The organism is Streptomyces sp. NPDC002602 (assembly GCF_042889445.1).
In the GTDB taxonomy this organism is placed as follows: Bacteria; Actinomycetota; Actinomycetes; order Streptomycetales; family Streptomycetaceae; genus Streptomyces.
In genome coordinates this window covers 28,706-52,101 of the sequence record NZ_JBIAQX010000015.1, presented here as the reverse complement: position 1 = coordinate 52,101, position 23,396 = coordinate 28,706, and the positions used below count along the sequence as shown (strand labels likewise).

Annotated in this window: 22 protein-coding genes; 14 read left to right on the top strand and 8 right to left on the bottom strand. The window is 72.8% G+C overall.

Features of this window, described 5'->3' with window-relative positions; all coding sequences use genetic code 11:
• The first annotated feature begins 48 nt into the window (after window positions 1-48).
• The 7 genes from ACFYW3_RS29955 (at window position 49) to ACFYW3_RS29925 (ending at window position 8,723) form a co-directional block, all read left to right on the top strand.
• A complete protein-coding gene (locus ACFYW3_RS29955; protein WP_351750279.1) occupies window positions 49-849 on the top strand; it encodes a TIGR03084 family metal-binding protein in 801 nt (266 codons plus the stop codon).
• On the top strand, window positions 846-2,612 hold the full coding sequence (locus ACFYW3_RS29950; RefSeq protein WP_389387917.1) for an acyclic terpene utilization AtuA family protein: 1,767 nt from the start codon (window positions 846-848) through the stop codon (window positions 2,610-2,612). The genes ACFYW3_RS29955 and ACFYW3_RS29950 overlap by 4 nt, the downstream gene beginning before the upstream one ends.
• Window positions 2,609-4,207 (top strand): carboxyl transferase domain-containing protein, encoded by a 1,599-nt coding sequence (locus ACFYW3_RS29945; protein WP_351750281.1) that lies wholly within the window; start codon window positions 2,609-2,611, stop codon window positions 4,205-4,207. Before ACFYW3_RS29950 ends, ACFYW3_RS29945 begins: the two co-directional genes overlap by 4 nt.
• A gap of 8 nt (window positions 4,208-4,215) precedes the next feature.
• Window positions 4,216-6,171, top strand: a complete 1,956-nt coding sequence (locus tag ACFYW3_RS29940; protein WP_351750282.1) for a biotin carboxylase N-terminal domain-containing protein — start codon at window positions 4,216-4,218, stop codon at window positions 6,169-6,171.
• The gene (locus ACFYW3_RS29935) at window positions 6,168-7,328 is read left to right on the top strand and encodes an acyl-CoA dehydrogenase family protein (RefSeq protein WP_266970338.1); all 1,161 of its coding nucleotides are present in this window, start codon (window positions 6,168-6,170) and stop codon (window positions 7,326-7,328) included. Before ACFYW3_RS29940 ends, ACFYW3_RS29935 begins: the two co-directional genes overlap by 4 nt.
• A 73-nt stretch (window positions 7,329-7,401) precedes the next feature.
• A complete protein-coding gene (locus ACFYW3_RS29930; RefSeq protein ID WP_053681024.1) occupies window positions 7,402-8,148 on the top strand; it encodes an enoyl-CoA hydratase family protein in 747 nt (248 codons plus the stop codon).
• Window positions 8,136-8,723: a TetR/AcrR family transcriptional regulator gene (locus tag ACFYW3_RS29925; RefSeq protein WP_053681023.1), complete on the top strand. Its 588-nt coding sequence runs from the start codon at window positions 8,136-8,138 to the stop codon at window positions 8,721-8,723. Before ACFYW3_RS29930 ends, ACFYW3_RS29925 begins: the two co-directional genes overlap by 13 nt.
• A 75-nt stretch (window positions 8,724-8,798) precedes the next feature.
• Here ACFYW3_RS29925 and ACFYW3_RS29920 read toward each other — a convergent pair whose 3' ends face one another.
• Entirely contained in the window at window positions 8,799-9,905 is a 1,107-nt protein-coding gene (locus ACFYW3_RS29920) for a citrate synthase 2 (protein ID WP_053681020.1), read from the bottom strand.
• A gap of 239 nt (window positions 9,906-10,144) precedes the next feature.
• On the opposite strand from ACFYW3_RS29920, the gene pdxH reads away from it, so the two are divergent.
• From pdxH to ACFYW3_RS29900, 4 genes are all read left to right on the top strand, one after another.
• Window positions 10,145-10,807 carry a pyridoxamine 5'-phosphate oxidase gene (gene pdxH / locus ACFYW3_RS29915; RefSeq protein WP_351750284.1) on the top strand — a complete coding sequence of 221 codons (663 nt, stop codon included), beginning with the start codon at window positions 10,145-10,147 and terminating at the stop codon, window positions 10,805-10,807.
• Between the two features lie 373 nt (window positions 10,808-11,180).
• Complete coding sequence (locus ACFYW3_RS29910; protein WP_389387916.1) at window positions 11,181-11,780, top strand: PH domain-containing protein; 600 nt, start codon at window positions 11,181-11,183, stop codon at window positions 11,778-11,780.
• A 117-nt stretch (window positions 11,781-11,897) separates the two neighbouring features.
• A complete protein-coding gene (locus ACFYW3_RS29905) occupies window positions 11,898-13,232 on the top strand; it encodes a PAS domain-containing protein (protein WP_389387915.1) in 1,335 nt (444 codons plus the stop codon).
• A 75-nt stretch (window positions 13,233-13,307) separates the two neighbouring features.
• On the top strand, window positions 13,308-13,982 hold the full coding sequence (locus tag ACFYW3_RS29900) for a M15 family metallopeptidase (RefSeq protein WP_351750287.1): 675 nt from the start codon (window positions 13,308-13,310) through the stop codon (window positions 13,980-13,982).
• Between the two features lie 18 nt (window positions 13,983-14,000).
• Here the strand turns inward: ACFYW3_RS29900 and ACFYW3_RS29895 are convergent, their stop codons facing one another.
• Complete coding sequence (locus ACFYW3_RS29895; RefSeq protein ID WP_351750288.1) at window positions 14,001-14,981, bottom strand: CorA family divalent cation transporter; 981 nt, start codon at window positions 14,979-14,981, stop codon at window positions 14,001-14,003.
• A 166-nt stretch (window positions 14,982-15,147) separates the two neighbouring features.
• Window positions 15,148-15,903 carry an SIS domain-containing protein gene (locus tag ACFYW3_RS29890; protein WP_351750289.1) on the bottom strand — a complete coding sequence of 252 codons (756 nt, stop codon included), beginning with the start codon at window positions 15,901-15,903 and terminating at the stop codon, window positions 15,148-15,150.
• Window positions 15,904-16,137: 234 nt separating this feature from the next.
• Between ACFYW3_RS29890 and ACFYW3_RS29885 the strand changes: the two genes are divergently transcribed.
• Both ACFYW3_RS29885 and ACFYW3_RS29880 read left to right on the top strand, forming a co-directional pair.
• Window positions 16,138-16,830 (top strand): metal-dependent transcriptional regulator, encoded by a 693-nt coding sequence (locus ACFYW3_RS29885; protein ID WP_053681012.1) that lies wholly within the window; start codon window positions 16,138-16,140, stop codon window positions 16,828-16,830.
• Window positions 16,831-17,344: 514 nt separating this feature from the next.
• Complete coding sequence (locus tag ACFYW3_RS29880; protein ID WP_389387914.1) at window positions 17,345-18,244, top strand: alpha/beta fold hydrolase; 900 nt, start codon at window positions 17,345-17,347, stop codon at window positions 18,242-18,244.
• On the opposite strand, the gene ACFYW3_RS29875 is transcribed toward ACFYW3_RS29880, so the two are convergent.
• Both ACFYW3_RS29875 and ACFYW3_RS29870 read right to left on the bottom strand, forming a co-directional pair.
• A complete protein-coding gene (locus ACFYW3_RS29875) occupies window positions 18,228-18,428 on the bottom strand; it encodes a DUF397 domain-containing protein (protein ID WP_389387913.1) in 201 nt (66 codons plus the stop codon). The two genes, ACFYW3_RS29880 and ACFYW3_RS29875, sit on opposite strands and share 17 nt — an antisense overlap.
• On the bottom strand, window positions 18,425-19,291 hold the full coding sequence (locus tag ACFYW3_RS29870) for a helix-turn-helix domain-containing protein (RefSeq protein ID WP_389387912.1): 867 nt from the start codon (window positions 19,289-19,291) through the stop codon (window positions 18,425-18,427). Before ACFYW3_RS29870 ends, ACFYW3_RS29875 begins: the two co-directional genes overlap by 4 nt.
• A 197-nt stretch (window positions 19,292-19,488) precedes the next feature.
• Between ACFYW3_RS29870 and ACFYW3_RS29865 the strand changes: the two genes are divergently transcribed.
• Window positions 19,489-19,920 (top strand): ATP-binding protein, encoded by a 432-nt coding sequence (locus ACFYW3_RS29865; protein ID WP_389387911.1) that lies wholly within the window; start codon window positions 19,489-19,491, stop codon window positions 19,918-19,920.
• A gap of 120 nt (window positions 19,921-20,040) precedes the next feature.
• On the opposite strand, the gene ACFYW3_RS29860 is transcribed toward ACFYW3_RS29865, so the two are convergent.
• The 3 genes from ACFYW3_RS29860 to ACFYW3_RS29850 all read right to left on the bottom strand — a co-directional run bounded on the left by ACFYW3_RS29860 (window position 20,041) and on the right by ACFYW3_RS29850 (window position 23,306).
• A complete protein-coding gene (locus ACFYW3_RS29860) occupies window positions 20,041-21,690 on the bottom strand; it encodes a transporter (RefSeq protein WP_389387910.1) in 1,650 nt (549 codons plus the stop codon).
• Complete coding sequence (locus ACFYW3_RS29855) at window positions 21,687-22,520, bottom strand: ABC transporter ATP-binding protein (RefSeq protein WP_389387909.1); 834 nt, start codon at window positions 22,518-22,520, stop codon at window positions 21,687-21,689. The genes ACFYW3_RS29860 and ACFYW3_RS29855 overlap by 4 nt, the downstream gene beginning before the upstream one ends.
• Before the next feature lie 114 nt (window positions 22,521-22,634).
• Window positions 22,635-23,306: a bifunctional DNA primase/polymerase gene (locus ACFYW3_RS29850; protein ID WP_389387908.1), complete on the bottom strand. Its 672-nt coding sequence runs from the start codon at window positions 23,304-23,306 to the stop codon at window positions 22,635-22,637.
• Window positions 23,307-23,396 lie beyond the last annotated feature (90 nt).

Below are 23,396 nucleotides of genomic sequence, written 5' to 3'. Positions count from 1 at the left end.
TTGTGGACCCCTGCCAGGCTTCCCCCACGCCGAGAAGGGGAGCGCACCGTGCCCGATCCGTCCGCCGTCGCCGTCTTCACCGATCTCCGAGAGGAGGCTCGGGACCTCGATTCCCTGGTCGGGGACATGTCCGAGCCCGGTTGGGCGAAGGCCACCCCCGCGAGCGGCTGGACCGTCGCCCACCAGATCGCCCACCTGCACTGGACCGACCGCGCCGCCCTGCTGTCCCTCACCGACCCGGCCGGCTTCGCGCGGATGGTCGAGGAGGCCCTCGCCGCCCCCGACTCCTTCGTCGACGAGGGCGCCGCCGAAGGGGCCGCGCTGGCGCCCGCCGAACTGCTCGCCCGCTGGCGGACCACCCGCACCGCCCTCGACGAGGCGCTCGCGGTCGCCTCGCCCGACACCCGCTTCCCCTGGTACGGGCCGCCCATGAAGGCCGCCTCCATGGCGAGCGCCCGCCTGATGGAGACCTGGGCCCACGGGCAGGACGTCGCCGACGCCCTCGGGGTCCGCCGCACCCCCACCGCCCGGCTGCGGCACGTCGCGCGGATCGGGATCCGGGCGCGCGACTACGCGTACGCGGTCCGGGGCCTGCCGGCGCCCGAGGGGGAGTTCCGGGTGGAACTCACCGCCCCCGACGGGGCCGAGCCCTGGACGTACGGTCCCGCCGACGCCGCCCAGCGGATCAACGGATCCGCCCTCGACTTCTGCCTGTTGGTGACCCAGCGGGTGCACCGCGCGGACACCGACCTGACGGCGACGGGCCCGGACGCCGACCGTTGGCTGGACATCGCCCAGGCCTTCGCGGGCCCGGCGGGCCCCGGCCGCGCGCCGGAGGGCTCCCGATGACCCGGCGCCCGCTGCGGATCGGCAACGCCTCGGGCTTCTACGGGGACCGGTTCGGCGCCGTGCGCGAGATGCTCACCGGCGGACCGCTCGACGTGCTGACGGGCGACTACCTGGCCGAACTCACCATGCTGATCCTCGGCCGCGACCGCCTGAAGAACCCCGACCTCGGCTACGCCAAGACCTTCCTGCGCCAGTTGGAGGAGAACCTCGCCCTCGCGCACGAGCGGGGCGTACGGATCGTCGCGAACGCCGGCGGCCTGAACCCGGCGGGACTCGCCGACGCGCTGCGGGAGTTGGCGGACAAGCTGGGCGTGCCCGTCTCGGTGGCGCACGTCGAGGGCGACGACCTGATGCCCTTCTCGGAGGGCGCGCTGACGGCCAACGCCTACCTGGGCGGCGCCGGGATCACCGCCTGCCTGCGGGCGGGCGCGGACGTGGTGGTCACGGGCCGGGTCACCGACGCGGCGCTGGTCAGCGGCTCGGCGGCCTGGTGGTTCGACTGGGCGCCGGACGCGTACGACCGGCTGGCGGGTGCGGTCGTCGCCGGTCACGTCCTGGAGTGCGGCACCCAGGCCACCGGCGGCAACTACGCCTTCTTCACCCGGCACGACGTCCGCACCCCCGGCTTCCCGCTCGCGGAGATCGCCGAGGACGGTACCTCGATCGTCACCAAGCATCCGGGCACGGGCGGGGCGATCACCGTCGGCACCGTCACCGCCCAACTCCTCTACGAGACACAGGGCGTCCGCTACCTCGGGCCGGACGTGACGGCCCGCCTCGACACCGTCCGCCTCGCCCCGGCCGGCCCGGACCGGGTCGCGATCTGCGGCGTCGTCGGCGAGGCCCCGCCCGACACCCTCAAGGTGGGAGTGACCCGGATCGGGGGCTGGCGCAACGAGGTGGTGTTCGTCCTGACCGGCCTCGACGTCGAAGCCAAGGCCGACCTGGTCAAGGCGCAACTCGCGGAAGCCCTCGCGGGAGTGGCCACCGTGACATGGACCCTGGCCCGCACGGACCACCTTGACCCGGACACGGAGGAGACCGCGAGCGCCCTGCTCCGCCTGGTCGTCCGCGACCCGTCCCCGGACCGGGTCGGCCGGGGCCTGACCGCCGCCGCGATCGAACTGGCCCTGGGCAGCTACCCGGGCTTCCACGTGACGGCCCCTCCGGGCCCGGCCCAGCCGTACGGGGTCTTCACCTCGTCCCTGGTCCCGGCCACGACGGTCCCCCACGTGGCGGTCCTCCCCGACACCACCCGCCACCCGATCCCGCCCGTCCCGGCCCCGTCGGCGCTGACCACCCCGGCCCCGCCGGCGTTCGAGGCGCCGGGGTCCGGGGGCGGAACCCCCGAAGGCGACCGGGGCGCGGCCCCGGTTCCGGGAACGGGCCCCGCGGCGGCCACCACCCGCGTCCCGCTCGGCGCCCTGTTCGGCGCCCGCAGCGGCGACAAGGGCGGCGACGCCAACATCGGCGTCTGGGCCGAGAGCGACGCCGCCTGGCAGTGGCTCCGCGCGACCCTCACGGCCGAGGCCCTCACCACCCTGCTCCCCGAGACCTCGGGTCTCCCCGTCGCCCGTCACGAACTCCCGCACCTGAGGGCCCTCAACTTCACCGTCACCGGCATCCTCGGCGCCGGCGTGGCCTCGGGCCACCGCTTCGACCCGCAGGCCAAGGCCCTCGGCGAATGGCTGCGCGCCCGCCACCTCGACATCCCGACGCACCTCCTGTCGGCCGACCCCGCCCCGGAGGGGACCCGCCCATGACCCGCCTCGGCACCACCGTGGATCCGCACGCCCCCGAGCACACGGCCGCCCGTACCGCCGCCCTCGCCCGCCTCGCCGAACTCGACGCCGAGCACCACAAGGCCCTGCTCGGCGGCGGCGAGAAGTACACGGACCGGCACCGGACGCGCGGCAAACTGCCCGCCCGGGAGCGCATCGAGCTGCTCCTCGATCCGGACACCCCGTTCCTGGAACTGTCCCCGCTCGCCGCCTGGGGCAGCGACTACCCGGTCGGCGCCTCGATGATCACCGGTATCGGGACCGTCGAGGGCGTCGAGTGCCTGATCACCGCCAACGACCCGACCGTGCGCGGCGGTGCCAGCAATCCCTGGACGCTCCGCAAGGCCCTGCGGGCCAACGAGATCGCCCGGCAGAACCGGTTGCCCTGCATCAGCCTCGTCGAGTCCGGTGGCGCCGATCTCCCGTCCCAGAAGGAGATCTTCATCCCGGGCGGGGCGATCTTCCGCGACATCACCCGGCTCTCGGCCGAGGGCATTCCCACCGTCGCCGTCGTCTTCGGCAACTCCACCGCCGGAGGCGCGTACGTCCCCGGGATGTCCGACCACACCATCATGATCAAGGACCGGTCGAAGGTGTTCCTCGGCGGCCCGCCGCTGGTCAAGATGGCCACCGGCGAGGAGAGCGACGACGAGTCCCTCGGCGGGGCCGACATGCACGCCCGGACCTCGGGCCTCGCCGACCACTACGCCCTCGACGAGTACGACGCGATCCGCCAGGCCCGCCGGGTCGTGGCCCGCCTCAACCACCGCAAGGCCCGCGTCGAGCCGCCGCGCGCCGAGGAACCCGTCCACGACCCCGAGGAGCTCCTCGGCATCGTCCCGGCCGACCTGAAGACCCCCTTCGACCCCCGCGAGGTCATCGCCCGCCTCGTCGACGGCTCCGACTTCGACGAGTTCAAGCCCCTGTACGGCACCAGCCTGGTCACCGGCTGGGCGACCCTGCACGGGTATCCGATCGGCATCCTCGCCAACGCGCAGGGCGTCCTGTTCAGCGCCGAGTCGCAGAAGGCCACCCAGTTCATCCAGCTCGCCAACCAGCGCGACATCCCGCTGCTGTTCCTCCACAACACCACCGGCTACATGGTCGGCAAGGAGTACGAGCAGGGCGGCATCGTCAAGCACGGCTCGATGATGATCAACGCGGTGTCCAACTCCCGGGTCCCGCACCTGTCCGTCCTCGTCGGCGCCAGCTACGGCGCCGGGCACTACGGGATGTGCGGTCGCGCCTTCGAGCCGCGGTTCCTCTTCGCCTGGCCGAGCGCCAAGTCCGCCGTCATGGGCCCCCAACAGCTCGCCGGGGTGCTCTCGATCGTCTCCCGCCAATCGGCCGCCGCGAAGGGGCAGCCCTACGACGAGGAGGCCGACGCGGGCATGCGCGCGTTCGTCGAGGCGCAGATCGAGTCCGAGTCCCTGCCGATGTTCCTGTCCGGTCGGCTGTACGACGACGGCGTCATCGACCCGCGCGACACCCGTACCGTCCTCGGCCTGTGCCTGTCGGCCGTCCACAACGCCCCCGTCGAGGGCGCCCGTGGCGGCTTCGGCGTCTTCCGGATGTGAGCCCGCAGATGACCATCACCTCCCTGCTCGTCGCCAACCGCGGCGAGATCGCCGTACGGATCTTCCGCACCGCCCGCGCCCTGGGCCTGGCCACCGTCGCCGTGCACTCAGACCCCGACGCGGACGCCCTGCACGTCCGGTCCGCCGACGCGGCGGTCCGGCTGCCGGGCGCGGCCCCCGCCGACACCTACCTGCGCGGTGATCTGGTCGTCGAGGCCGCCCTCGCGGCGGGCGCCGACGCCGTCCACCCCGGCTACGGATTCCTCTCCGAGAACGCCGACTTCGCCCGCGAGGTACGAGCCGCCGGGTTGACCTGGATCGGGCCGCCGCCCGAGGCCATCGAGGCCATGGCCTCCAAGACCCGGGCCAAGGACCTCATGCGGGCCGCCGGGGTGCCGCTCCTCGAACCCGTCGACCCGGCGCAGGCCGGAGCCGCCGACCTGCCCCTGCTGTTGAAGGCCGCGGCGGGCGGCGGCGGCCGAGGGATGCGCGTCGTACGGGACCTCGACCTGCTCAAGGAGGAGCTGGAGGGCGCCCGCGCCGAGGCCCGGTCGGCGTTCGGGGACGGCGAGGTGTTCGCCGAGCCCTACGTGGAGCGCGGCCGGCACGTGGAGGTGCAGATCCTCGCGGACGCCCACGGCACCGTCTGGGCCCTCGGCACCCGCGACTGCTCCCTGCAACGCCGCCACCAGAAGGTCATCGAGGAGGCCCCGGCCCCCGGGCTCCCGGCGCCGCTGCGCGAGAGCCTGCACCAGGCCGCCGTGGCCGCCGCCCGGGCCGTGTCCTACCAGGGCGCGGGCACCGTCGAGTTCCTCGTCACCGCCGACGGCCGCCCGTACTTCCTGGAGATGAACACCCGCCTCCAGGTGGAACACCCCGTCACCGAGGCCGTCTTCGACCTCGACCTGGTGGCCCTGCAACTGCGCGTCGCCGAGGGCGCGGCCCTGCCGACGCAGCCCCCGGAGGCGGACGGTCACGCCGTCGAGGCCCGGCTGTACGCCGAGGACCCGGGCCGGGACTGGCGCCCGCAGACCGGCGTCCTGCACACCCTGGCCGTCCCCGGGGAGGTCCGTGTGGACACCGGGTTCACCGACGGGGACACCGTCGGCGTGCACTACGACCCGATGCTCGCCAAGGTGATCGCCCACGCCCCGACCCGCGCCGAGGCCGTACGGATCCTGGCCCACGCCCTGGCCGGCGCCCGGGTCCACGGCCTGACCACCAACCGCGACCTGCTCGTACGGTCCCTTCGCCACCCCGAGTTCACCGCGGGCCTGCTCGACACCGGCTTCTACGGACGCCACCTCGACGCCCTCACCGCCGAGAACCCCGACGACGCCGCCCCGGCCCTGGCCGCGCTCGCCGCCGCCCTCGCCGACGCCGCGCCGGCGCCCGGGGCCCCGCTCGCCGCCCGCGTCGGCGCCTGGCGCAACGTCGTCTCCCAACCGCAGACCCGCCGCTACGAGATCGCCGGCGCCCCGTACGAGGTCGGCTACCACCCGGCCCGCAGCGGCCCCCCGGTCCCCGTGGACCACCCCGGCGTCCGCGTCCTGGCCGCCGCGCCCGAGCGGGTCACCCTCGAAGTCGACGGGGTCCGACGGGTGTTCCACGTGAAACACAAATCGAACAAGGGGGGTGTGGGGGCCGCCGAGATCTGGGTGGACTCCCCGCTCGGCGCCCACACCCTCACCCGCCTGCCCCGCTTCTCCGACCCCCGGGACCGCACCGAACCGGGCTCCCTGCTCGCCCCCATGCCCGGCACCGTCGTCCGCGTCGCCGAGGGCCTGGCCCCCGGCTCGGCCGTCACCGCCGGACAGCCCCTGCTCTGGCTGGAGGCGATGAAGATGGAACACCGCATCGTCGCGCCCGCCTCCGGCACGCTCACCGCGCTCCACGCCGCCACCGGCCAACAGGTCGAGTTCGGCGCCCTGCTCGCCGTAGTCCAGGAGGAAACGCCCGCATGAGCACCGTCGTAGAGACCGAAGAACACCAGGCCCTGCGCTCCGCCGTCGCAGCCCTCGGCAAGCGGTACGGCCGCGAGTACCTCGCCCGGGTCGCCCGCGAGGGCGGCCACCCCGACGAACTGTGGGCCGACGCCGCGAAGCTCGGCTACCTCGGCGTCAACCTCCCCGAGGAGTACGGCGGCGGGGGCGGCGGCATCGCCGAACTCTCCATCGTCCTGGAGGAACTGGGCGCCGCCGGCTGTCCCCTGCTGATGATGGTCGTCTCACCCGCCATCTGCGGCACGGTGATCTCCCGCTTCGGCACCGAGGCCCAGAAGCGGACCTGGCTTCCCGGCCTCGCCGACGGCACCCGCACCATGGCCTTCGGCATCACCGAACCCGACGCCGGCTCCAACTCCCACCGCATCACCACCACCGCCCGCCGCGACGGCGACGACTGGGTGCTGAACGGCCGCAAGGTGTTCATCTCCGGCGTGGACATCGCCGACGCCACGCTCATCGTGAGCCGCACCGAGGACGCGCGGACCGGCAGCCTCAAGCCCTGCCTGTTCATCGTCCCGCGCGAGACCCCCGGCTTCTCCCGCTCCCTGATCGACATGGAACTCCAGGCCGCCGAGAAGCAGTGGGAGCTGGTCCTGGACGAGGTGCGGCTGCCCGCCGACGCCCTGGTAGGCGACGAGGACGCCGGACTCCTCCAACTGTTCGCCGGACTCAACCCCGAACGGATCATGACCGCCGCCTTCGCGATCGGCATGGGCCGGTACGCCCTCGCCAAGGCCGTGGACTACGCCAAGACCCGCCGGGTGTGGAAGGAGCCCATCGGGGCACACCAGGCCATCGCCCACCCGCTGGCCCAGTCCCACATCGAACTGGAACTGGCCCGCCTGATGACGCGGAAGGCCGCCGCGCTCTACGACGCGGGCGACGACATGGGCGCGGGCGAGGCCGCCAACATGGCCAAGTACGCTGCCGCCGAGGCCTGCGTACGGGCGGTGGACCAGTCCGTGCACACCCTGGGCGGCAACGGCCTCACCCGGGAGTACGGCCTGGCCTCGCTGATCACCGCCTCCCGCGTCGCCCGCATAGCCCCCGTCAGCCGGGAGATGATCCTCAACTTCGTCTCCCACCAGACCCTCGGCCTGCCCAAGTCGTACTAGCACCGCACCGGGCGCCGCCCCCCCACGGGAGGGGCGGCGCCACGACCGGCACGAGCCCCACCGGAGGAACGGCATGACCCCCCTCGTCGGCGCAGCCCACGACCGTGGCATCACCACGCTCACGCTCGACTCCCCGGCCAACCGCAACGCGCTCTCCGCGGACCTCGTCGCCGCTCTGCGCGCGGCCCTCGCCGAGGCGGGCGCCGACCCCGCGACCCGGGCCGTCGTCCTCACCCACACCGGCACCACCTTCTGCGCCGGCGCCGACCTGAAGTCCCCCTGCGACCCGGCGGACTTCGTGGCCCTGCTCACCGAGTTGACCGAGCTGCCCAAACCGGTCGTCGCCCGCGTCACCGGACACGTCCGGGCGGGCGGTCTGGGCCTGCTCGGCGCCTGCGACATCGCGGCGGCCGGACCGGGCTCCACGTACGCCTTCACCGAGACGCACCTCGGCGTGGTCCCGGCCGTCATCTCGGCGCCGCTGCTGCCGCGCCTGGACCCCCGGGCCGCCTCCCGGTACTTCCTGACCGCCGAGGCGTTCGACGCGGCGGAAGCCGCCCGGATCGGCCTGCTGAGCCTGCACGGCGCGGCCGGCGAGGACGTCGACGAGCTGCTCGCCCCCGTCCTCGCGGGACTGCGCAAGGCCGGCCCCGAGGCCCTCGCCGCGACCAAGGAACTGGTCACCGCCCCCGTCCGGGCCGCCCTGGCCCGGGACGGGGCGGCACTCACCGAGCTGTCCGCCCGCCACTTCGGCTCCGCCGAGGCCCGCGAGGGCATCGGAGCCCGCTTCGAGCGCCGGGACCCCTCGTGGGCACTGTGACCGGACCCAAGCAGGCCCGCAGCCGGGTGACCCGCCGCCACCTCCTGGAGGCCGCCGTCTCCTGCCTGGCCGAGCACGGCTGGGCGGGCTCCACCGTCGCGGTCGTCGCCGAGCGCGCCGGCGTCTCGCGGGGCGCGGCCCAGCACCACTTCCCGACCCGCGAGGACCTGTTCACGGCCGCCGTCGAGTACGTGGCCGAGGAGCGCTCCACCGCCGTACGGACCCTCTTCCAGGCCGGACCGGCGGCCCGGCCCGTGGTGGTGGAGGCGCTGGTGGACATGTACACCGGGACGCTCTTCCGGGCCGCGCTCCAACTGTGGGTCGCCGCCTCCAACGAGGAGCAGTTGCGCCCCCGGGTGACCGAGCTGGAAGCCCGGGTCGGCCGCGAGACCCACCGCATCGCCGTCGAGCTGCTGGGCGCGGACGAGTCGGTACCGGGCGTCCGGGAGACCGTGCAGGGGCTCCTGGACATGGCGCGCGGCCTCGGGCTGGCGAACGTGCTGACCGACGACACGGCCCGCCGGGCCCGCGTCGTCGCCCAGTGGGCCCGGATCCTGGACTCCGCGCTCACCTGAGACGGACACGACACGGCGACGGCACCGCACCCCGTCCCGGGTGCGGTGCCGTCGCCCTGGTGTGACCCCGCGGCGTCAGGCCGTCTCGGCCATGTCCGCGTAGCCGGCGATCTCGCGCGGGTTGCGCACACCGGGACCGGTGTAGCGCGCCGACGGACGCACGAGGCGACCCGTGCGCTTCTGCTCCAGGATGTGCGCCGACCAGCCGGCCGTGCGGGCGCAGGTGAACATCGAGGTGAACATGTGCGCCGGCACCTCCGCGAAGTCCAGCATGATCGCGGCCCAGAACTCCACGTTCGTCGCGAGCACCCGGTCGGGACGGCGCGCGTGCAGCTCCTCCAGCGCGGCCTTCTCCAGCGCGGCGGCCACCTCGTAGCGCGGGGCGTCCAGCTCCTTGGCGGTGCGCCGCAGCACGCGGGCACGCGGGTCCTCGGCACGGTAGACGCGGTGCCCGAAGCCCATCAGGCGCTCGCCCTTGTCGAGGGCCTTCTTCACGTACGCCACGGCGTCGCCGGTGCGCTCGATCTCCTCGATCATGCCGAGGACGCGCGAGGGCGCGCCGCCGTGCAACGGGCCCGACATGGCGCCGACCGCGCCCGACAGGGCGGCCGCGACGTCGGCGCCGGTGGAGGCGATGACGCGCGCGGTGAAGGTGGAGGCGTTCATGCCGTGCTCGGCGGCCGAGGTCCAGTACGCGTCGACGGCCTTGACGTGCCGCGGGTCGGGCTCGCCCCGCCAGCGGATCATGAACCGTTCGACGACGGACCCGGCCTTGTCGATCTCCTTCTGCGGGACCATCGGCAGGCCCTGCCCGCGGGCGGACTGGGCGACGTACGACAGTGCCATCACGGCCGCGCGCGCCAGGTCGTCGCGGGCGGTGCGCTCGTCGATGTCGAGGAGCGGTTTCAGACCCCACACGGGGGCGAGCATGGCGAGCGCGGACTGCACGTCGACACGGATGTCGCCGGAGTGGACCGGGATCGGGAACGGTTCGGCGGCCGGCAGGCCGGGGTTGAAAGCACCGTCGACCAGCAGGCCCCAGACGTTCCCGAAGGAGACGTGGCCGACCAGGTCTTCGATGTCCACCCCCCGGTAGCGGAGCGATCCGCCCTCCTTGTCGGGCTCGGCGATCTCCGTCTCGAACGCGACGACCCCTTCGAGCCCGGGTACGAAGTCGGACATCAGGCGGCTCCTCAGATAGTGCGAACACGCGCGGCTCCCGGCGTGATTCGCGGTCCGGCGCGGTCATCCCCGTTGATGCCCGGCACGGCCGTCGGTCACCCTCGCGGGGACCCTCGGACCGGCCCCAAGATTTTGTCCGTTCCGCTTGTCGTTCGGAAGCGTGACATACGGCACACCTCCGTCGGGAGAACGCCTCCCGGCGGACGGCGGGGGAGCCGGCGGGGGAGGACTGCGGCAGGATGGCCGGCGTGACCGATCAGGACCATGACCCCGCCGCCATGCGCAAGCAGTACCGCTCGCAGCTCGTCGACGTGGACAGCCTCGCCGACGACCCGATGGCGCAGTTCTCCCTGTGGTTCCAGGAGGCCGCCGACGCGAACCTCTTCGAACCCAACGCGATGGTCGTCTCCACGGCCACCCCCGACGGCCGGCCCAGCTCCCGCACGGTGCTGCTGAAGCAGTTCGACGAGCGGGGCTTCGTCTTCTTCACCAACCACGGCTCCCGCAAGGGCCGCGAGCTCGACGCGAACCCGTACGCCTCGCTGCTCTTCCCCTGGCACCCGATCGCCCGCCAGGTGATCGTGACCGGCACGGCCGCGCGCATCGGCCGGGACGAGACGGCCGCGTACTTCCGTTCCCGCCCGCACGGCTCCCAACTGGGCGCCTGGGCGAGCGAGCAGTCCCGCGTCATCGGCTCCCGCGCCGAGCTGGACCGGCGGTACGCGGAGCTGGCGGAACGCTATCCGGAGGGGGAGCAGGTCCCGGTGCCGCCGGAGTGGGGCGGCCTGCGGGTGGTCCCGGACGCGGTGGAGTTCTGGCAGGGCCACGAGAACCGGCTGCACGACCGGCTGCGCTACGTCCGCGAGGGCGGGAAGTGGCGGGTCGAGCGCCTCTGCCCGTGAGCCGCCGGGCGGCCGGAGGGCGAGGCGGCGAGAACGCAGGCGACCCGCGGGCTCTGGTTCCTCTCCTGCAGTGAGAGGAGCCGGCCGGACGTACCGGCGAGCCCGCGGGTCGGGTGACTGCTTGGGATTGGCGCCTGGCGTTCCCGCCGGGCACCGCACTGGGTGCGTGCGACGACGGGCGCTTTAGCCCGCAGCCACCTCACGCGTCCGGTTTCCGTACATTTCGGGAACCACCTCCCTTCTCGTGTACCGCAGAGCCTACGACCCCTCCCCGGGTCCCTCAACTTATTAATTCGGGCCACACAACTCCCCTTACCGAGGCCTGAGTTGCTCCCTACACTGGCGTCCCGCGCGGGGAAACGGGGAGGGCGTCATGAGCACACGGCTGCCGCGGGAGTACCGGGTCCGCTCGGAGCAGATGGCCGGCGTGTACGTCGCCGTCGGCATCGGCACACCGGGCGTGCTGCTGACCGTGCTGAACATGGAGAACACCCCGGGGTGGGTGAAGTCCCTGGTCGTGGCCCTGGTGCTGGCCTTCTTCGGCTGGCTGGTCGTGGCCGCGAAACGCTGTTCCACCTCCGCCGACCTCAAGGGGATCCGGGTCCGCCGCTTCACCGGGACCCGCAGGCTGGCCTGGGGGGAGGTCCAGGACATCCGCGCCGCCCCGAACCCGAGCGCGCACACCGCGAAGAACCAGCCGACGGTCCTCTCGTACGCCTACGACGACGCCGGCCGCCGCGTCCAGCTGATGTACGTCGACGACAACCACGTCGACGTCGCCCGCGAGGTCGACGCCCTGCGCGCCGCCTGGGAGGAACTGCGCGGTCCGGACTGGGCACAGGATCCGGAGGCGCTGCGCCGCATCGCGCGCCACGACGTCCGCGACCGGCGCGCACGGAAGACCTACCTGTGGACCGTCATGATCATCGTGGTGGTCTTCGTCGTCGCGATGGTGTCGCTGTTCACCGGCTGAGCGGCCCGATCCCCGGGGACATACCGGGATGATTCCGGGAAGCGGGTGTGGGGTGCGTCACGTTCCAGTTGAATGATCCGACGTGCCGCACACGCGAACACCTGCAGGGGGTGCCAGGTGAGTGCTTCCGGACGTAACGAGACCACCGACGATCTGCTCGCAGCGCTGCTGGACGGGATGGACGCCGCGCTCTGCGCGTTCGACTCCGACGGCGTGATCACCCACTGGAACCGCGAGGCCGAACGGATCCTCGGCTGGTCCGCCGCCGAGGCGGTGGGCCGGCGCGGGTTCGCGGGCTGGGCGGTGCGCGCCGCCGACGCGCACGACGTGGAGGACCGGATCATGTCCGCCCAGGACGCGCCGGGACGGCAGGTGAACGAGTTCGCGCTGCTCACCAAGGACGGCGGCCGGGTCCTCGTCCGCACCCAGTCCGCAGGCGTCCCGGGCGCGGACGGCAAACCCGCCGGCGTCTACTGCGCGTTCAGCGAGGTCCACGCCCAGATCGACCTGGAGCGTTCCATCGCCCTCAGCGAGGCCCTGATGGAGGACGCCTCCTGGGGCGTCGTCCTGGTGGACGTGGACCTGCGCCCGGCCGTGGTGAACACCCACGCCGCCCGCGCGTTCGGCTCCGGCCGCACCGCGCTCCTCGGCCGGCCGCTCGGCGAACTGCTGACCCAGGGCGTCGAGGAACTGGAGGGCGCCCTCCAGCACGTGCTCGCCGAGGGCGCTCCGCCGTCCCCCGTCGAGCTGTGGGTGTCCGTCCGCACCCCCGAGGGGGTGCGCCGACGCTGCTGGCGCTGCGGGTTCCTGCGGCTGGCCTCGCCCCTCGCGGAGGAGCCCGTGCCGCTCGGGGTGGGCTGGCTGTTCCAGGACGTCACCGAGGCCCGACGGGCCGCGCTCGACACCGGACAGTCCCGGTTTCGGTCCAACCAGCTCTACCGGGCCGGCCGGGCCGCCGCCGAGTGCGAGGACCCCGCCGAGGCGGCCGCCGTACGCCTGGACTTCGCCCTCGCCGGCTTCGCGGAACACGCCCTGGTCGACGTGCTCGAGGAGACGGGAGCGGACCCCGGGCGCCGCCGCAGACTCGTCCGGGCGGCGGCTTCGGCGTCCGGCCAGACCCTGCTGCTGCCGGGGCCCGGCGCGATCCCCCTGCGGTACGAGTCCCTGCACCCGGCGCTCCAGGCCCTGGACCGGATCGGCCCGGTACGCACCAGCGCCCCGGGCGGCGAACCGGCCGACGGCTGGGCCAGGGCGCGCCACTGGCCCGAGGACGCGGCGCACGCGCTGTGCACCGTACTGCGCAGCCGGGGCCGCACCCTGGGCGCGCTGACCTTCCTGCGCGGGGCCTCCCGGGCCGCCTTCGAGCGGGCCGACGCGCTGTACGCGGAGGAGGTCGCCGCCCGGGTCGCCGCGGACCTGGACTTGGCGGGCCGGGCCCGCGACCGGCACTGAGGGCTCCCCGCGCCGGGAGCGTCTCGCCCTGCGTGGCGGACGGCGCCGGGCGGACCGCCCGCCTACCGTGATCCGGTGCGCCACACCTCCACCGTGCGCGTCCCGGCAGCGGTCGTCGTCCTGTGCGCCACCGCCCTGTCCTGCACCTCGCCGCCCCCGGCGCCGCGCCTCCAGGCCCCGCGCCCGGAACTCGGCGCGCGCGTAACGGCCGTCCCGGCGGGCGCGCTCGGCGTCACCCATCGGGCCGGTTGCCCCGTACCGCCCGACCGGCTGCGACTGATCCGGATGAACCACTGGGGCTTCGACGGCAAGGTCCACCAAGGCGAGATGGTCGCCCACGAACGGGTCGTCCGCCCCCTGCTGCACGTCTTCGGCAAGGCCTTCGAGGCCAGGTTCCCGATCCGGCGGATGCGGGTGACGGCCGCGTACGGCGGCGACGACGACGCGTCGATGGCCGCCGACAACACCTCCGCCTTCAACTGTCGCCGGGTCACCGGCGACCCTGGGCGGCTCTCCCGGCACTCCTACGGCGACGCCGTCGACATCAACCCCGTCGAGAACCCGTACGTCGACCGCGACGGCGACGTCCACCCACCCGCGGCCCGCGCCCACCTGGACCGCGACCACCCCACCCCCGGCATGCTCCGCGCGGGGGACGTCGTCACCCGCGCGTTCCGGGAGATCGGCTGGTCCTGGGGCGGACGCTGGAGCAACCCGGACTACCAGCACTTCTCCGAGACCGGCGGCTAGGCCGGACCCGGGCGCTCGCTACTCGTCGTCGACGCGGCCGTCGTCGTCGCGCAGCCTGCGCCAGATGCGGGTGCGGTGCAGCGCGTACAGCGCGACGATCAGGAAGGCCACCTGGAGCCCCACGGCGAGCAGCCAGAAGACGGCCCCGCTCTCGATCTCGTCCGTCAGATAGGCGAAGTTCATGCCGAAGAACCCGGTCAGGAAGGTCAACGGCAGGAAGATCGTCGACACGATCGCCAGTCGGTTGATCACGCCGTTCTGGTCGCCCGACACCAGCGAGGAGTAGCTCCCGAAGGCCCGTCGGGCGGCCTCCTGGAGGGACTCGATGTCCGTGAGCACCAGCCGCGCGGTGCGCTGGTACTCGCGGACGAGCCGCTGGCGCGTCTCCGGGAAGGCGTCGCTCAGCATCCGGCGCGTGACGGTCTCCTCCGCCACCCGGTGGTAGGGGAGGAGCGTGTGGTGCAGGAGGGCCGCGGTGCGGCGCAGCCGGGACAGACGGTAGAGCTGCTCGGGTTCCCGCCGGCGGAACATGTCGTTCTCCAGGTCCTCCACCTCCAGCAGGGCCTGGACCGCGGACCGGCGGTAGCTCTCCAGGGCGGCGTCCAGCAGCAGGAACAGCATGGCCACGGCGTCGGTCGGCTTCTCGTGCGGGAAACGGGCCGCGAGGTCGCGCACCAGCCCGGTCGGCCCCCGGTGCGCCGTGAGCAGGTACCGCTCGGTCACCACGGCGTGCAGGTGGACGATGCGACCCGCCTCGACCGAGGGCACGACGAACGCGGCGCTGTCCCCGAGGAACTCGGCCCGGGCGAATTCATCCTCCCTGCCGAGCCACGTCAGGTCCTGCTCCTCCAGACCGAGCAGGCGGGCCAGCGGCTGTTCGTCGGGCGGGGTCTCCTCGGGCAGTTCCACGTCCACGAGCAGGAACCGGGAGGCCGCGAGACGCTCGCGCGCCTCCGCGACGGGGGCACGCGTCATGACGCCCTCCGGCATGGAGACCATCGATACGATCATCGTCCCTCGCCGTGGGTGGGCCGGTGCGGTCCTTCCCAGACTCCACCCGGCGTGACCCCCCGCAACCGCGGTGACGCATTCGCCCGGCAACGCCTCCCCGAACAGGTGACGGCGTGGAACGGGTGAACGTCGTGACCCGGGGCGCGCCGCGCCCTCAGTGCCGGAAGAAGATCCGGTCGCCGTACTCCTGCATGACGCGGCCGTTCCACTCGTGCCCGCCATCCACGTTGCCGGAGCGCAGCAGCGGGGGTTCGACCCCGCGCGCGGCCAGCTCGCCGGCGGCGGCCGCCATCATGGCCTGCATGATCGCGCTGGTCACGACGGTGGAGGCGGGGGCGAAGGGCGCGTCGATGCCGTCGATGCTCAGTTCGGCGTCCCCCACCGCGATCTTGCTGTCCAGGACGACGTCGCAGTGGTCCTTGAGGAAGGTGCCAGAGACGTGCCGCGACCTGGTCTCGGTCGCGTACGCCACCGAGGTCACCCCGATGACCTTCAGTCCGATGGCGCGGGCGTTCATGGCCATCTCCACCGGCAGGGCGTTGCGCCCGGAGAGGGAGATGATCACGAGGACGTCGCCCTCGGAGGCCGGGCTGCTGTCGAGGACCGCCCCGGCGAGACCGTCCACGCGTTCCAGGGCGCTGCCGAGGGTGGCGGGCATGACGTCGACGCCGGCGGTGCCGGGGACGGCGAGGAAGTTCATCAGGGCGAGCCCGCCGGCCCGGTAGACCACGTCCTGGGCGGGCAGCGAGGAGTGCCCGGCCCCGAAGGCGAAGAGCCGCTTCCCGGAGGCGACGGCCTCGGCGATGATCACGCCGGCGTCGGCGATCCGTGCTGCCTCCTCGTCACGCACCCGCTCCAGCAGGCCGATGGCCGCGTCGAAGAACTGCCCGGCCAACTTGCTCTCGCTCATACGCCGAAGGCCCTTCCAGGGGTGAGGTGCGTCCGTGTTCGCCGCTCACCGTGCGGTCTGGACCAAGGGCGTGTCAATACGAACGTCAATCGAGGGACGAAAGGGCCTCCAGTGGGCCGCGGGACCGGGACCCGAGACGTCCGGTGCGGCCCTTGACGCTCGGCACGGGACGGTTGTCGGCGCGATGCGTCAGAATTGGGGGCAGGGCCAGCGCACGCAATCCGAGGGGCACGAATGTCCGGACTGATCGATACCACGGAGATGTATCTCCGCACCATCCTCGAACTGGAAGAGGAAGGTGTTGTCCCCATGCGCGCCCGTATCGCCGAGCGGCTCGATCAGAGCGGCCCGACGGTGAGCCAGACGGTCGCGAGGATGGAGCGCGACGGCCTGGTGGCGGTCGCCAGCGACCGGCACCTTGAGCTGACCGAGGAGGGGCGCCGGCTGGCGACGCGCGTGATGCGCAAGCACCGGCTCGCGGAGTGCCTCCTCGTCGACGTCATCGGCCTGGAGTGGGAGCAGGTGCACGCCGAGGCCTGTCGCTGGGAGCACGTGATGAGCGAGGCGGTGGAGCGGCGGGTGCTGGAGCTGCTGCGTCACCCGACCGAGTCGCCGTACGGCAACCCGATCCCGGGGTTGGAGGAGCTGGGCGAGAAGGCCGAGGCCGACCCGTTCCTGGAGGACGGCATGGTCAGCCTCGCCGAGCTGGACCCGGGCGCCGAGGGCAAGACGGTGGTCGTGCGCCGGATCGGCGAGCCGATCCAGACGGACGCCCAGCTGATGTACACGTTGCGGCGCGCCGGCGTGCAGCCCGGCTCGGTGGTCAGCGTGACGGAGTCCCCGGGCGGGGTGCTGGTCGGCAGCGGTGGAGAGGCGGCGGAGCTCGACTCGGAGGTCGCCTCGCACGTCTTCGTGGCGAAGCGCTGACCTTTGGCGCGGACCCTTGGCGGGTCCTCCGAACGGGCGTAGTACTGGTCGGTACGAGGTAGGACAGAGCCAAGGGCGTGACCATGGCCGCGCTCTGGCCGCTTCGGCCGCGACGAGACCGTGACGACACGAGACCGTGACGGCGCAAGAATGTGGCGGCACGAGACTGTGACGGTACGAGACTGTGGCGGCACAAGACTGTGGCGGCACAAGACTGTGGCGGCACAAGACTGTGGCGGTACGAGAATGTGAAGACCTTGGACGTGGGCGGTCCCGGCGCCTTGCGGCGCCGGGACCCGTCCTCCCCTTGCTGACCTGGAGCCCCGAGCTCTCAAGGTCATCCCCTTCGGACCGTCTTCCCCGAGCGGCCCGCCTCCCTGTTGAAAGGATCTCCATCGGCAGTGGCGGCCAATCCTTGAGCAAGGTCACTCGAAAGAGCGGTGTTGTCGGCGAGAGACCCGTTCTCGAATACGGGTTCGATACTCTGGCCGGGAGCGAAGGGGGTGCATCTGCGGTGGTACAGCGCATCGATGTGACTGGGGCCGACGGCGTACGCCTGGCGGCCTGGGAGTTCCGCGAGCCGGCCCGCGAGCCGGGTGACGCCCCCCGAGCGCCCACCGAGCGGGAGCGGCCCGGGGTCCTGTTACTCCACGGTCTGATGGGTCGTGCCCTGCACTGGTCCGGTACCGCCCGCTGGCTCGCGGAACACCATCGCGTGATCGCCCTCGACCAGCGCGGCCACGGCCAGAGCGCCGGCCCCGCGGCCGATCACGGCAATCCGACCCCCTTCGGGCGCGAGGCCTTCGTGGCGGACGCCGAGGCCGTCGTCGAGCGGCTCGGCCTCGCCCCCGTGACCCTCATCGGCCACTCCATGGGCGCCCTCACCGCCTGGCAGCTCGCCGCCCGCCGCCCCGACCTGGTGGAGGCCCTGGTCATCTGCGACATGCGCGCCTCGGCCCTGGGGGAGGCCTCGCAGCAGGAGTGGGAGGAGTGGTTCCGCCGCTGGCCCCTCCCCTTCCCCACCCAGGACGCCGCCCGCCGCTGGTTCGGCGAGGACGACCCCCGGGTGGAACGCCCCGATCCGGGGCGCGGCGCGTTCTTCGCCGAGGTCATGCACCAGGCCCCCGACGGCTGGCGCCCGGTGTTCTCCCGCCGCCAGATGCTGACGGCCCGTGAGACGTGGGTCCACGACGCGCACTGGGAGGAACTGGCCCAGGTCCGCTGCCCGACCCTGGTCGTCCGAGGCCTGGACGGCGAACTGGGCCGCGCCGAGGCCCAGGAGATGGTCCGGGTCCTCCCGGCGGGCCAGTACGCGGAGATCCCGGACGCCGGCCACTACCTCCACTACGACCAGCCGGACGCGTGGCGAGGAGTCCTGGAGCCCTTCCTGGCGGGGGTCAAGACCTCGTCCTGACCTCCGCGACCAGCGCCGTCCACGCGGCGGCGCTGGTCCGCAGGACCCGGTGGCCGGGGTCGCCCGGTTCGCCGGGGTCGCCGCGCTCCGCGACGAGGACCCGGCCGTCGGGGGCGACGGCGACGTACACACAGGAGTTGCCCTCGGCGCAGTGGGAGGACCGGTACCAGTCGTGGTGGGTCATGGGGCTTCCTTTCGCAGGGGTCGGGCGATGTCGGCGATCAGGTCGCGCGTGTGATCCGGGGGCAGGGACACCGCTTCGATGCGTTCGAAGAGGAGCCGGTACTTGGCGAGTTGAGACTCGGCGTCCAGGAACACCACGCCGTGGGACTGATCCAGTTGTACGGAGTCCAGCTGGGGCACCCGCCCGTGCGCGTAGTAGAACGACTGCCCGGACCCCGGAACCGCGCCGGCCGAGAACGGAATGGCGCGGATGGTCACGTGCTCGCGCTCGCCCATGTCGAGCAGGTGTCGCAACTGGGCCCGCGCGATGGTCGGCCCGCCCACGGCGATGCGGAGCCCGGCCTCGTGAATGATCGCCTGGTAGGGCGTCGGGGTTTCCCCGAAGAGGATCCGCTGACGTTTCACGCGGAACGAGACGCGATGCTCGACGTCCGGTGGTGACAGGGCCGGTGCGGCCTGCCGGAAGATCTCGCGGGCGTGCTCGGGAGTCTGGAGCAGACCGGGCACGTGCATGGTGATCGAGTCGCGCAACTCCTGTGCGTGATGCTCCAGTTCGGCGAGGTCAAGCCAGCCGGCCGGGAGCAGTTCACGGTATTCCTCCCACCAGCCTCCCTTGCGCTCACCGGTCATCGCGACCAGTGCCTCGATCAACTCCGTGTCCGCGCAGTCGTAGTGGCACGCCAGTGTGCGCACCCGCTCGGGGCTCACGCCGAACCGGGCCGCCTCCATGTTGCTGACCTGGTTCGGCTTGATGCCGAGCAGACCGGCGGCTTCGGCCGAGGACAGTCCGGCACGCTCGCGCATCCTGCGCAGCTCGGCTGCGAAGCGCAGTTGACGCGCGGTGGGGCTGCTGCGCATGGGCATCGTGCGTTCCTCCGCGAGGAAGTGTCACCCACACGAGTGGGCGGAGAGTGCATTCAGCGAGAACCGCCTAAATACTTAAGCGGAGTCCCTATCGTGGTGGCAGGCCACCGCCCGGAAGTACCCCGCTCGACGGAGCGACCTGGTCACCGGGCATCGCACGTACACGGTCCAACTGTCCTCCTTGATCGGAGACTTCCATGTACACCACCGTAACTCCGTCCTGGGCCTACACCCTCCGACTTCCCCACGATCCGCGGTCCGCCGGCATCGCCCGCAGTACCCTGCGCGCCGTGTTGCGGGGCCACGGGATGACCCGGTTGACCGACACCGCCGAGCTGTTGACCAGCGAGCTGGTCTCCAACGCCTACCGGCACTCCCGCGGTCCCTGCGCGCTGCGGGTCCGCGCGATGGCCCCCGAACGGGTCCGGGTCGGCGTCTGGGACACCAACCCGGCCATCCCGGCGCCCTTCACGGAGGCGCCCGCCCCACCCGGCCCCGACGCCGGCGACACCGCCGCCGAGGACGGGCGCGGGTTGCTCCTCGTACGGCTCTGCGCGGAGCGCTACGGCGCGTACCGGCTCGACGGCGCGCACTGCGGCAAACTGCTCTGGGTCGAGTGCGGACCCTAGGCCACAGGCCACAGGCCACAGGCCACGGGCCACGGGCCACAGGCCCCGGGGCGCGCCGCCCGCACGCCGAAGGCCCCGTCCGGCGGACCGGGCGGGGCCTTCGAAGGGGGGAGCGGCGCGTCAGCCCTTGCTGACCGCGACGAGGATCTCCGGGAGCTTGCGGGACACCGCGGGGGCGGAGATGCGCACGCCCGCCCACGTGGTCAGGGTGCCCCAGGCGATGCCCAGCGGGAGCAGGATCCAGGTCAGGGACTGTTGGTCCGTCGCCCCGAGGTAGATCGTGAGGGCGATCATCGGCGCACAGATCACGGCCGAGACCAGCACACCGCCGAAGATCCCCAGCCAGGCCAGGCCGGCCTGGCCCGGGACGACGTTCTTGAAGGCCCCGTCCGTCGGGATGGAGTACGCGAAGTGCGCCGAGGCCAGCGAGCCCGTGCACATCATCGAACCCACCAGCGCCAGGCACATGCCCAGACCGGCCGGGAACGCGTTCCAGTCGTCGAGCAGTCCGGCGGTGACGGCCGTGACCAGCACCGTGTACGGGACGGTGATCAACGCCAGCGCGTAGGCGCGGCCACGGAGTTCGACGAACGCGTCACGCGGGGACGAGATGGTCTGGGCGACCATCCAGAACGCCGAGGTGTCCTGACCGAACTGGTTGTACATCTGGACGCCGAGCATCCCCGCGCCGAAGCAGGAGAGGTACACGGAGCCGGTGCCCTGGAGGGCGTTGAAGACCGGCACGATCAGGCCGATGGCCAGCGCCGACGCCCAGGACGCCTTGGTCTTCGGGTCGCGGATCGCGTAGCGCAGGCTGCGCTGCATGACCGCGCCCGTGCGGCCCGCCGGCAGGAACGCCCAGACTCCGCCGTCACCTCGGTCACCGCGGTCCTTGCGCGGCTCGGCCGCCGCGATGGTGGAGCCGTCCGGGGTCACCATCAGCTTCGTCAGGCTGCGCTCCCAGAACCAGAGCAGCGCGGCCAGGGCCACCAGCGTGAGGACCAGTTGGGCGGCGGCGACCGCGTAGTCGCCGTCGCTCACCGAGTCGACCATGCCGACCGCGGTCGCCGGCGGCAGCCAGCGCACCACGGCCTCGGCCGGCTCCAACTGCGTCAGGCCGCCGGCCTCGAACAGCCGCTGGCTCGCGAAGTTCGCCACCTGTGCGCCGATCGCGATCAGCAGGCCGCTGAGCAGGGCCAGGTCGCGTCCCTTGCGGCTGGACAGGAGCCGCACGTTGGCCGTCGCCACCGCGCGGGCCAGCGCGACGCAGCCGACGAGCAGCAGCGGGACGGCCACCACGGCGGCCACCACGCCCGCGGCGCCCCGCGCGACGGCGACCACCGAGCCGATGGCCAGGCAGAGCGTGAACAGGGGGCCGATGCCCACCAGCGAGGAGGCCAGCAGGGCCGCTATGAGCGGACGCGGGCGCAGCGGCAGCATGACCAGCCGGCTCGGGTCGAGGGTCTCGTCGCCGGTCGGGAAGAACAGCGGCATGAAGGCCCAGCCGAGCGCCAGGATCGCCGCGAGCAGCACCACGACGGTGCCGGCGTGCGCGTGCCCGTGCAGCAGGGACAGGCCCAGCGTCATGAAGAAGGCGACGACCAGGGCGAAGACGAGGCTGGAGATCCAGACGGCCTTGCGCTTCGAGGAGCCCTTGAGGCCGTTCTTCAACAGGGACAGCTTGAGCCGGACGAACAGCGGCGTCAGGGAGACGGCGGGCGTCCCCGCGGGAGCGGTGGGGACGGTGACGGAGGCGGTGGTGGCGGTCATCGGGCGCCGCCGAGCCAGTCCAGGGAGTCGCCGGAGGCGCGGTCCTGGGCGCCGACGAGCCCGAGGAAGGCGCTCTGGAGTGACGGCGCTTCGCCCCGTACGTCGGCCAGCGGGCCCGCGGCGCGGATCCGGCCCGCGACCATGACGGCCACCCAGTCGCACAGCGACTCGACGAGCTCCATCACGTGGGAGGAGAAGATCACGGTGGCGCCGGACGCGGTGTAGCGCTCCAGCACGCCGCGGATGGTCTGCGCCGACACCGGGTCCACACCCTCGAACGGCTCGTCCAGGAAGAGCACTTCGGGATTGTGCAGCAGCGCGGCCGCGAGGCCGATCTTCTTGCGCATGCCCGTGGAGTAGTCCACGACCAGCTTGTGCTGGGAGCCGGCGAGGTCCAGTACGTCGAGCAGCTGGGTCGCCCGCTTGTCGGTCTCCTCGCCCGGCAGGCCGCGCAACCGGCCCATGTAGCCGAGGAGTTCACGTCCGGAGAGACGCTCGAACAGTCGCAGCCCCTCGGGCAGGACGCCGATCCTCGACTTCACCTCGACGGGATCGGCCCAGACGTCGTGCCCCGCGACGAGGACACGCCCCGCGTCGGGTCGCAGCAGACCCGTGATCATCGACAGGGTGGTGGTCTTGCCCGCGCCGTTGGGTCCGACGAGCCCGATGAACCGGCCCGCCGGGATCTCCAGGTCGATGCCGGAGACGGCCACCTGTTCGCCGAACCGCTTCCACAGTCCCTCGATGCGTACGGCGGCGGACGGCGCGGATCGCACCTCACCCGTCCCGTCGTCCGTCCTGCTCGTCGTGGCGTCAGCCTGGTCGGGCATGCGCGTGCCTCTCGTTCCGTTCCCCGTGGTCCTACGTTCCTCACCATAGGAGGAGGGGGAGAGGCCGCAGCAGTTACTTATGTCATGAACTTCGCGGAGGATTCGGCGGTGTGCTCAGGCGGTGCGCAGGTCCCGGGCGTGACTGCCGCACGCGTACGCGAGGGCGTCGATCAGTTCCTCGGTGTCCGGCAGCCACCGGTTGGCGGGCGTGGGCTTGCGGGCCCACTGCACCGAGCCCCGGCCGCCGAAGCGGGTGGGCGGCGCGGCCACGTACTCGCCCTCGCCCCGGACGGCCAGGTCGATCGCGGCGGGCGACCAGCCCGACTTCCGTACGAGGTCCGGCACCTTCACGCCGGCGCCCGGCAGGACGAAGAAGAGCATCCGGTGGTCGGGGGTGAGGGCGACCGGCCCGAGGGTGCGCTGCATGCGCTCCAGCCGGGCCAGGGCCAGGAAGCCGGCGGAGTCCGGCACGTCCAGCGCGTCGAACGTGCGCCCCGTCGGCATCAGGATCGAGGCCTCGGGCTGCTTCGCCCAGATCCGCCGGACCTGCACCGCGCTCCCGGTGGCCTGTGCGGCCCAGTCCTTCACCGTCGGGTGGGCGCCGGGCGCCGTGCAGTCCGGGGTTCCGCAGGAGCAGATCTCCCGGCCGTCGGCCGCCTCCAACCAGGTGCCGGCGAAGACATCCCAGTGCCGTTCTTCCGCGTACCGCACGGCATGGTCCAGCAACTGCTCGCCGCGCTGCTTGGGGATGGATGCGGTCTCCGTGACTCCGATGGTCTCTTCCACGCCCATCACAACTCTCGCGATCACCGGGGGTTACGGGCGTAAACCGGCCCGTGGACGGAGCATCGATCCTGCATACGGGGCGCACCGGTG

Bases quoted from the DNA above. Each gene is read 5' to 3' on its own strand.
- ACFYW3_RS29930 (WP_053681024.1), top strand. From the start codon at position 7,402: ATGACCCCCCTCGTCGGCGCAGCCCACGACCGTGGCATCACCACGCTC.
- ACFYW3_RS29890 (WP_351750289.1), bottom strand. From the start codon at position 15,903: ATGAGCGAGAGCAAGTTGGCCGGGCAGTTCTTCGACGCGGCCATCGGC.
- ACFYW3_RS29870 (WP_389387912.1), bottom strand. From the start codon at position 19,291: ATGCCCATGCGCAGCAGCCCCACCGCGCGTCAACTGCGCTTCGCAGCC.
- pdxH (WP_351750284.1), top strand. From the start codon at position 10,145: ATGGCCGGCGTGACCGATCAGGACCATGACCCCGCCGCCATGCGCAAG.
- ACFYW3_RS29945 (WP_351750281.1), top strand. From the start codon at position 2,609: ATGACCCGCCTCGGCACCACCGTGGATCCGCACGCCCCCGAGCACACG.
- ACFYW3_RS29865 (WP_389387911.1), top strand. From the start codon at position 19,489: ATGTACACCACCGTAACTCCGTCCTGGGCCTACACCCTCCGACTTCCC.
- ACFYW3_RS29950 (WP_389387917.1), top strand. From the start codon at position 846: ATGACCCGGCGCCCGCTGCGGATCGGCAACGCCTCGGGCTTCTACGGG.
- ACFYW3_RS29910 (WP_389387916.1), top strand. From the start codon at position 11,181: ATGAGCACACGGCTGCCGCGGGAGTACCGGGTCCGCTCGGAGCAGATG.
- ACFYW3_RS29885 (WP_053681012.1), top strand. From the start codon at position 16,138: ATGTCCGGACTGATCGATACCACGGAGATGTATCTCCGCACCATCCTC.
- ACFYW3_RS29920 (WP_053681020.1), bottom strand. From the start codon at position 9,905: ATGTCCGACTTCGTACCCGGGCTCGAAGGGGTCGTCGCGTTCGAGACG.
- ACFYW3_RS29875 (WP_389387913.1), bottom strand. From the start codon at position 18,428: ATGACCCACCACGACTGGTACCGGTCCTCCCACTGCGCCGAGGGCAAC.
- ACFYW3_RS29855 (WP_389387909.1), bottom strand. From the start codon at position 22,520: ATGCCCGACCAGGCTGACGCCACGACGAGCAGGACGGACGACGGGACG.
- ACFYW3_RS29935 (WP_266970338.1), top strand. From the start codon at position 6,168: ATGAGCACCGTCGTAGAGACCGAAGAACACCAGGCCCTGCGCTCCGCC.
- ACFYW3_RS29940 (WP_351750282.1), top strand. From the start codon at position 4,216: ATGACCATCACCTCCCTGCTCGTCGCCAACCGCGGCGAGATCGCCGTA.
- ACFYW3_RS29860 (WP_389387910.1), bottom strand. From the start codon at position 21,690: ATGACCGCCACCACCGCCTCCGTCACCGTCCCCACCGCTCCCGCGGGG.
- ACFYW3_RS29895 (WP_351750288.1), bottom strand. From the start codon at position 14,981: ATGGTCTCCATGCCGGAGGGCGTCATGACGCGTGCCCCCGTCGCGGAG.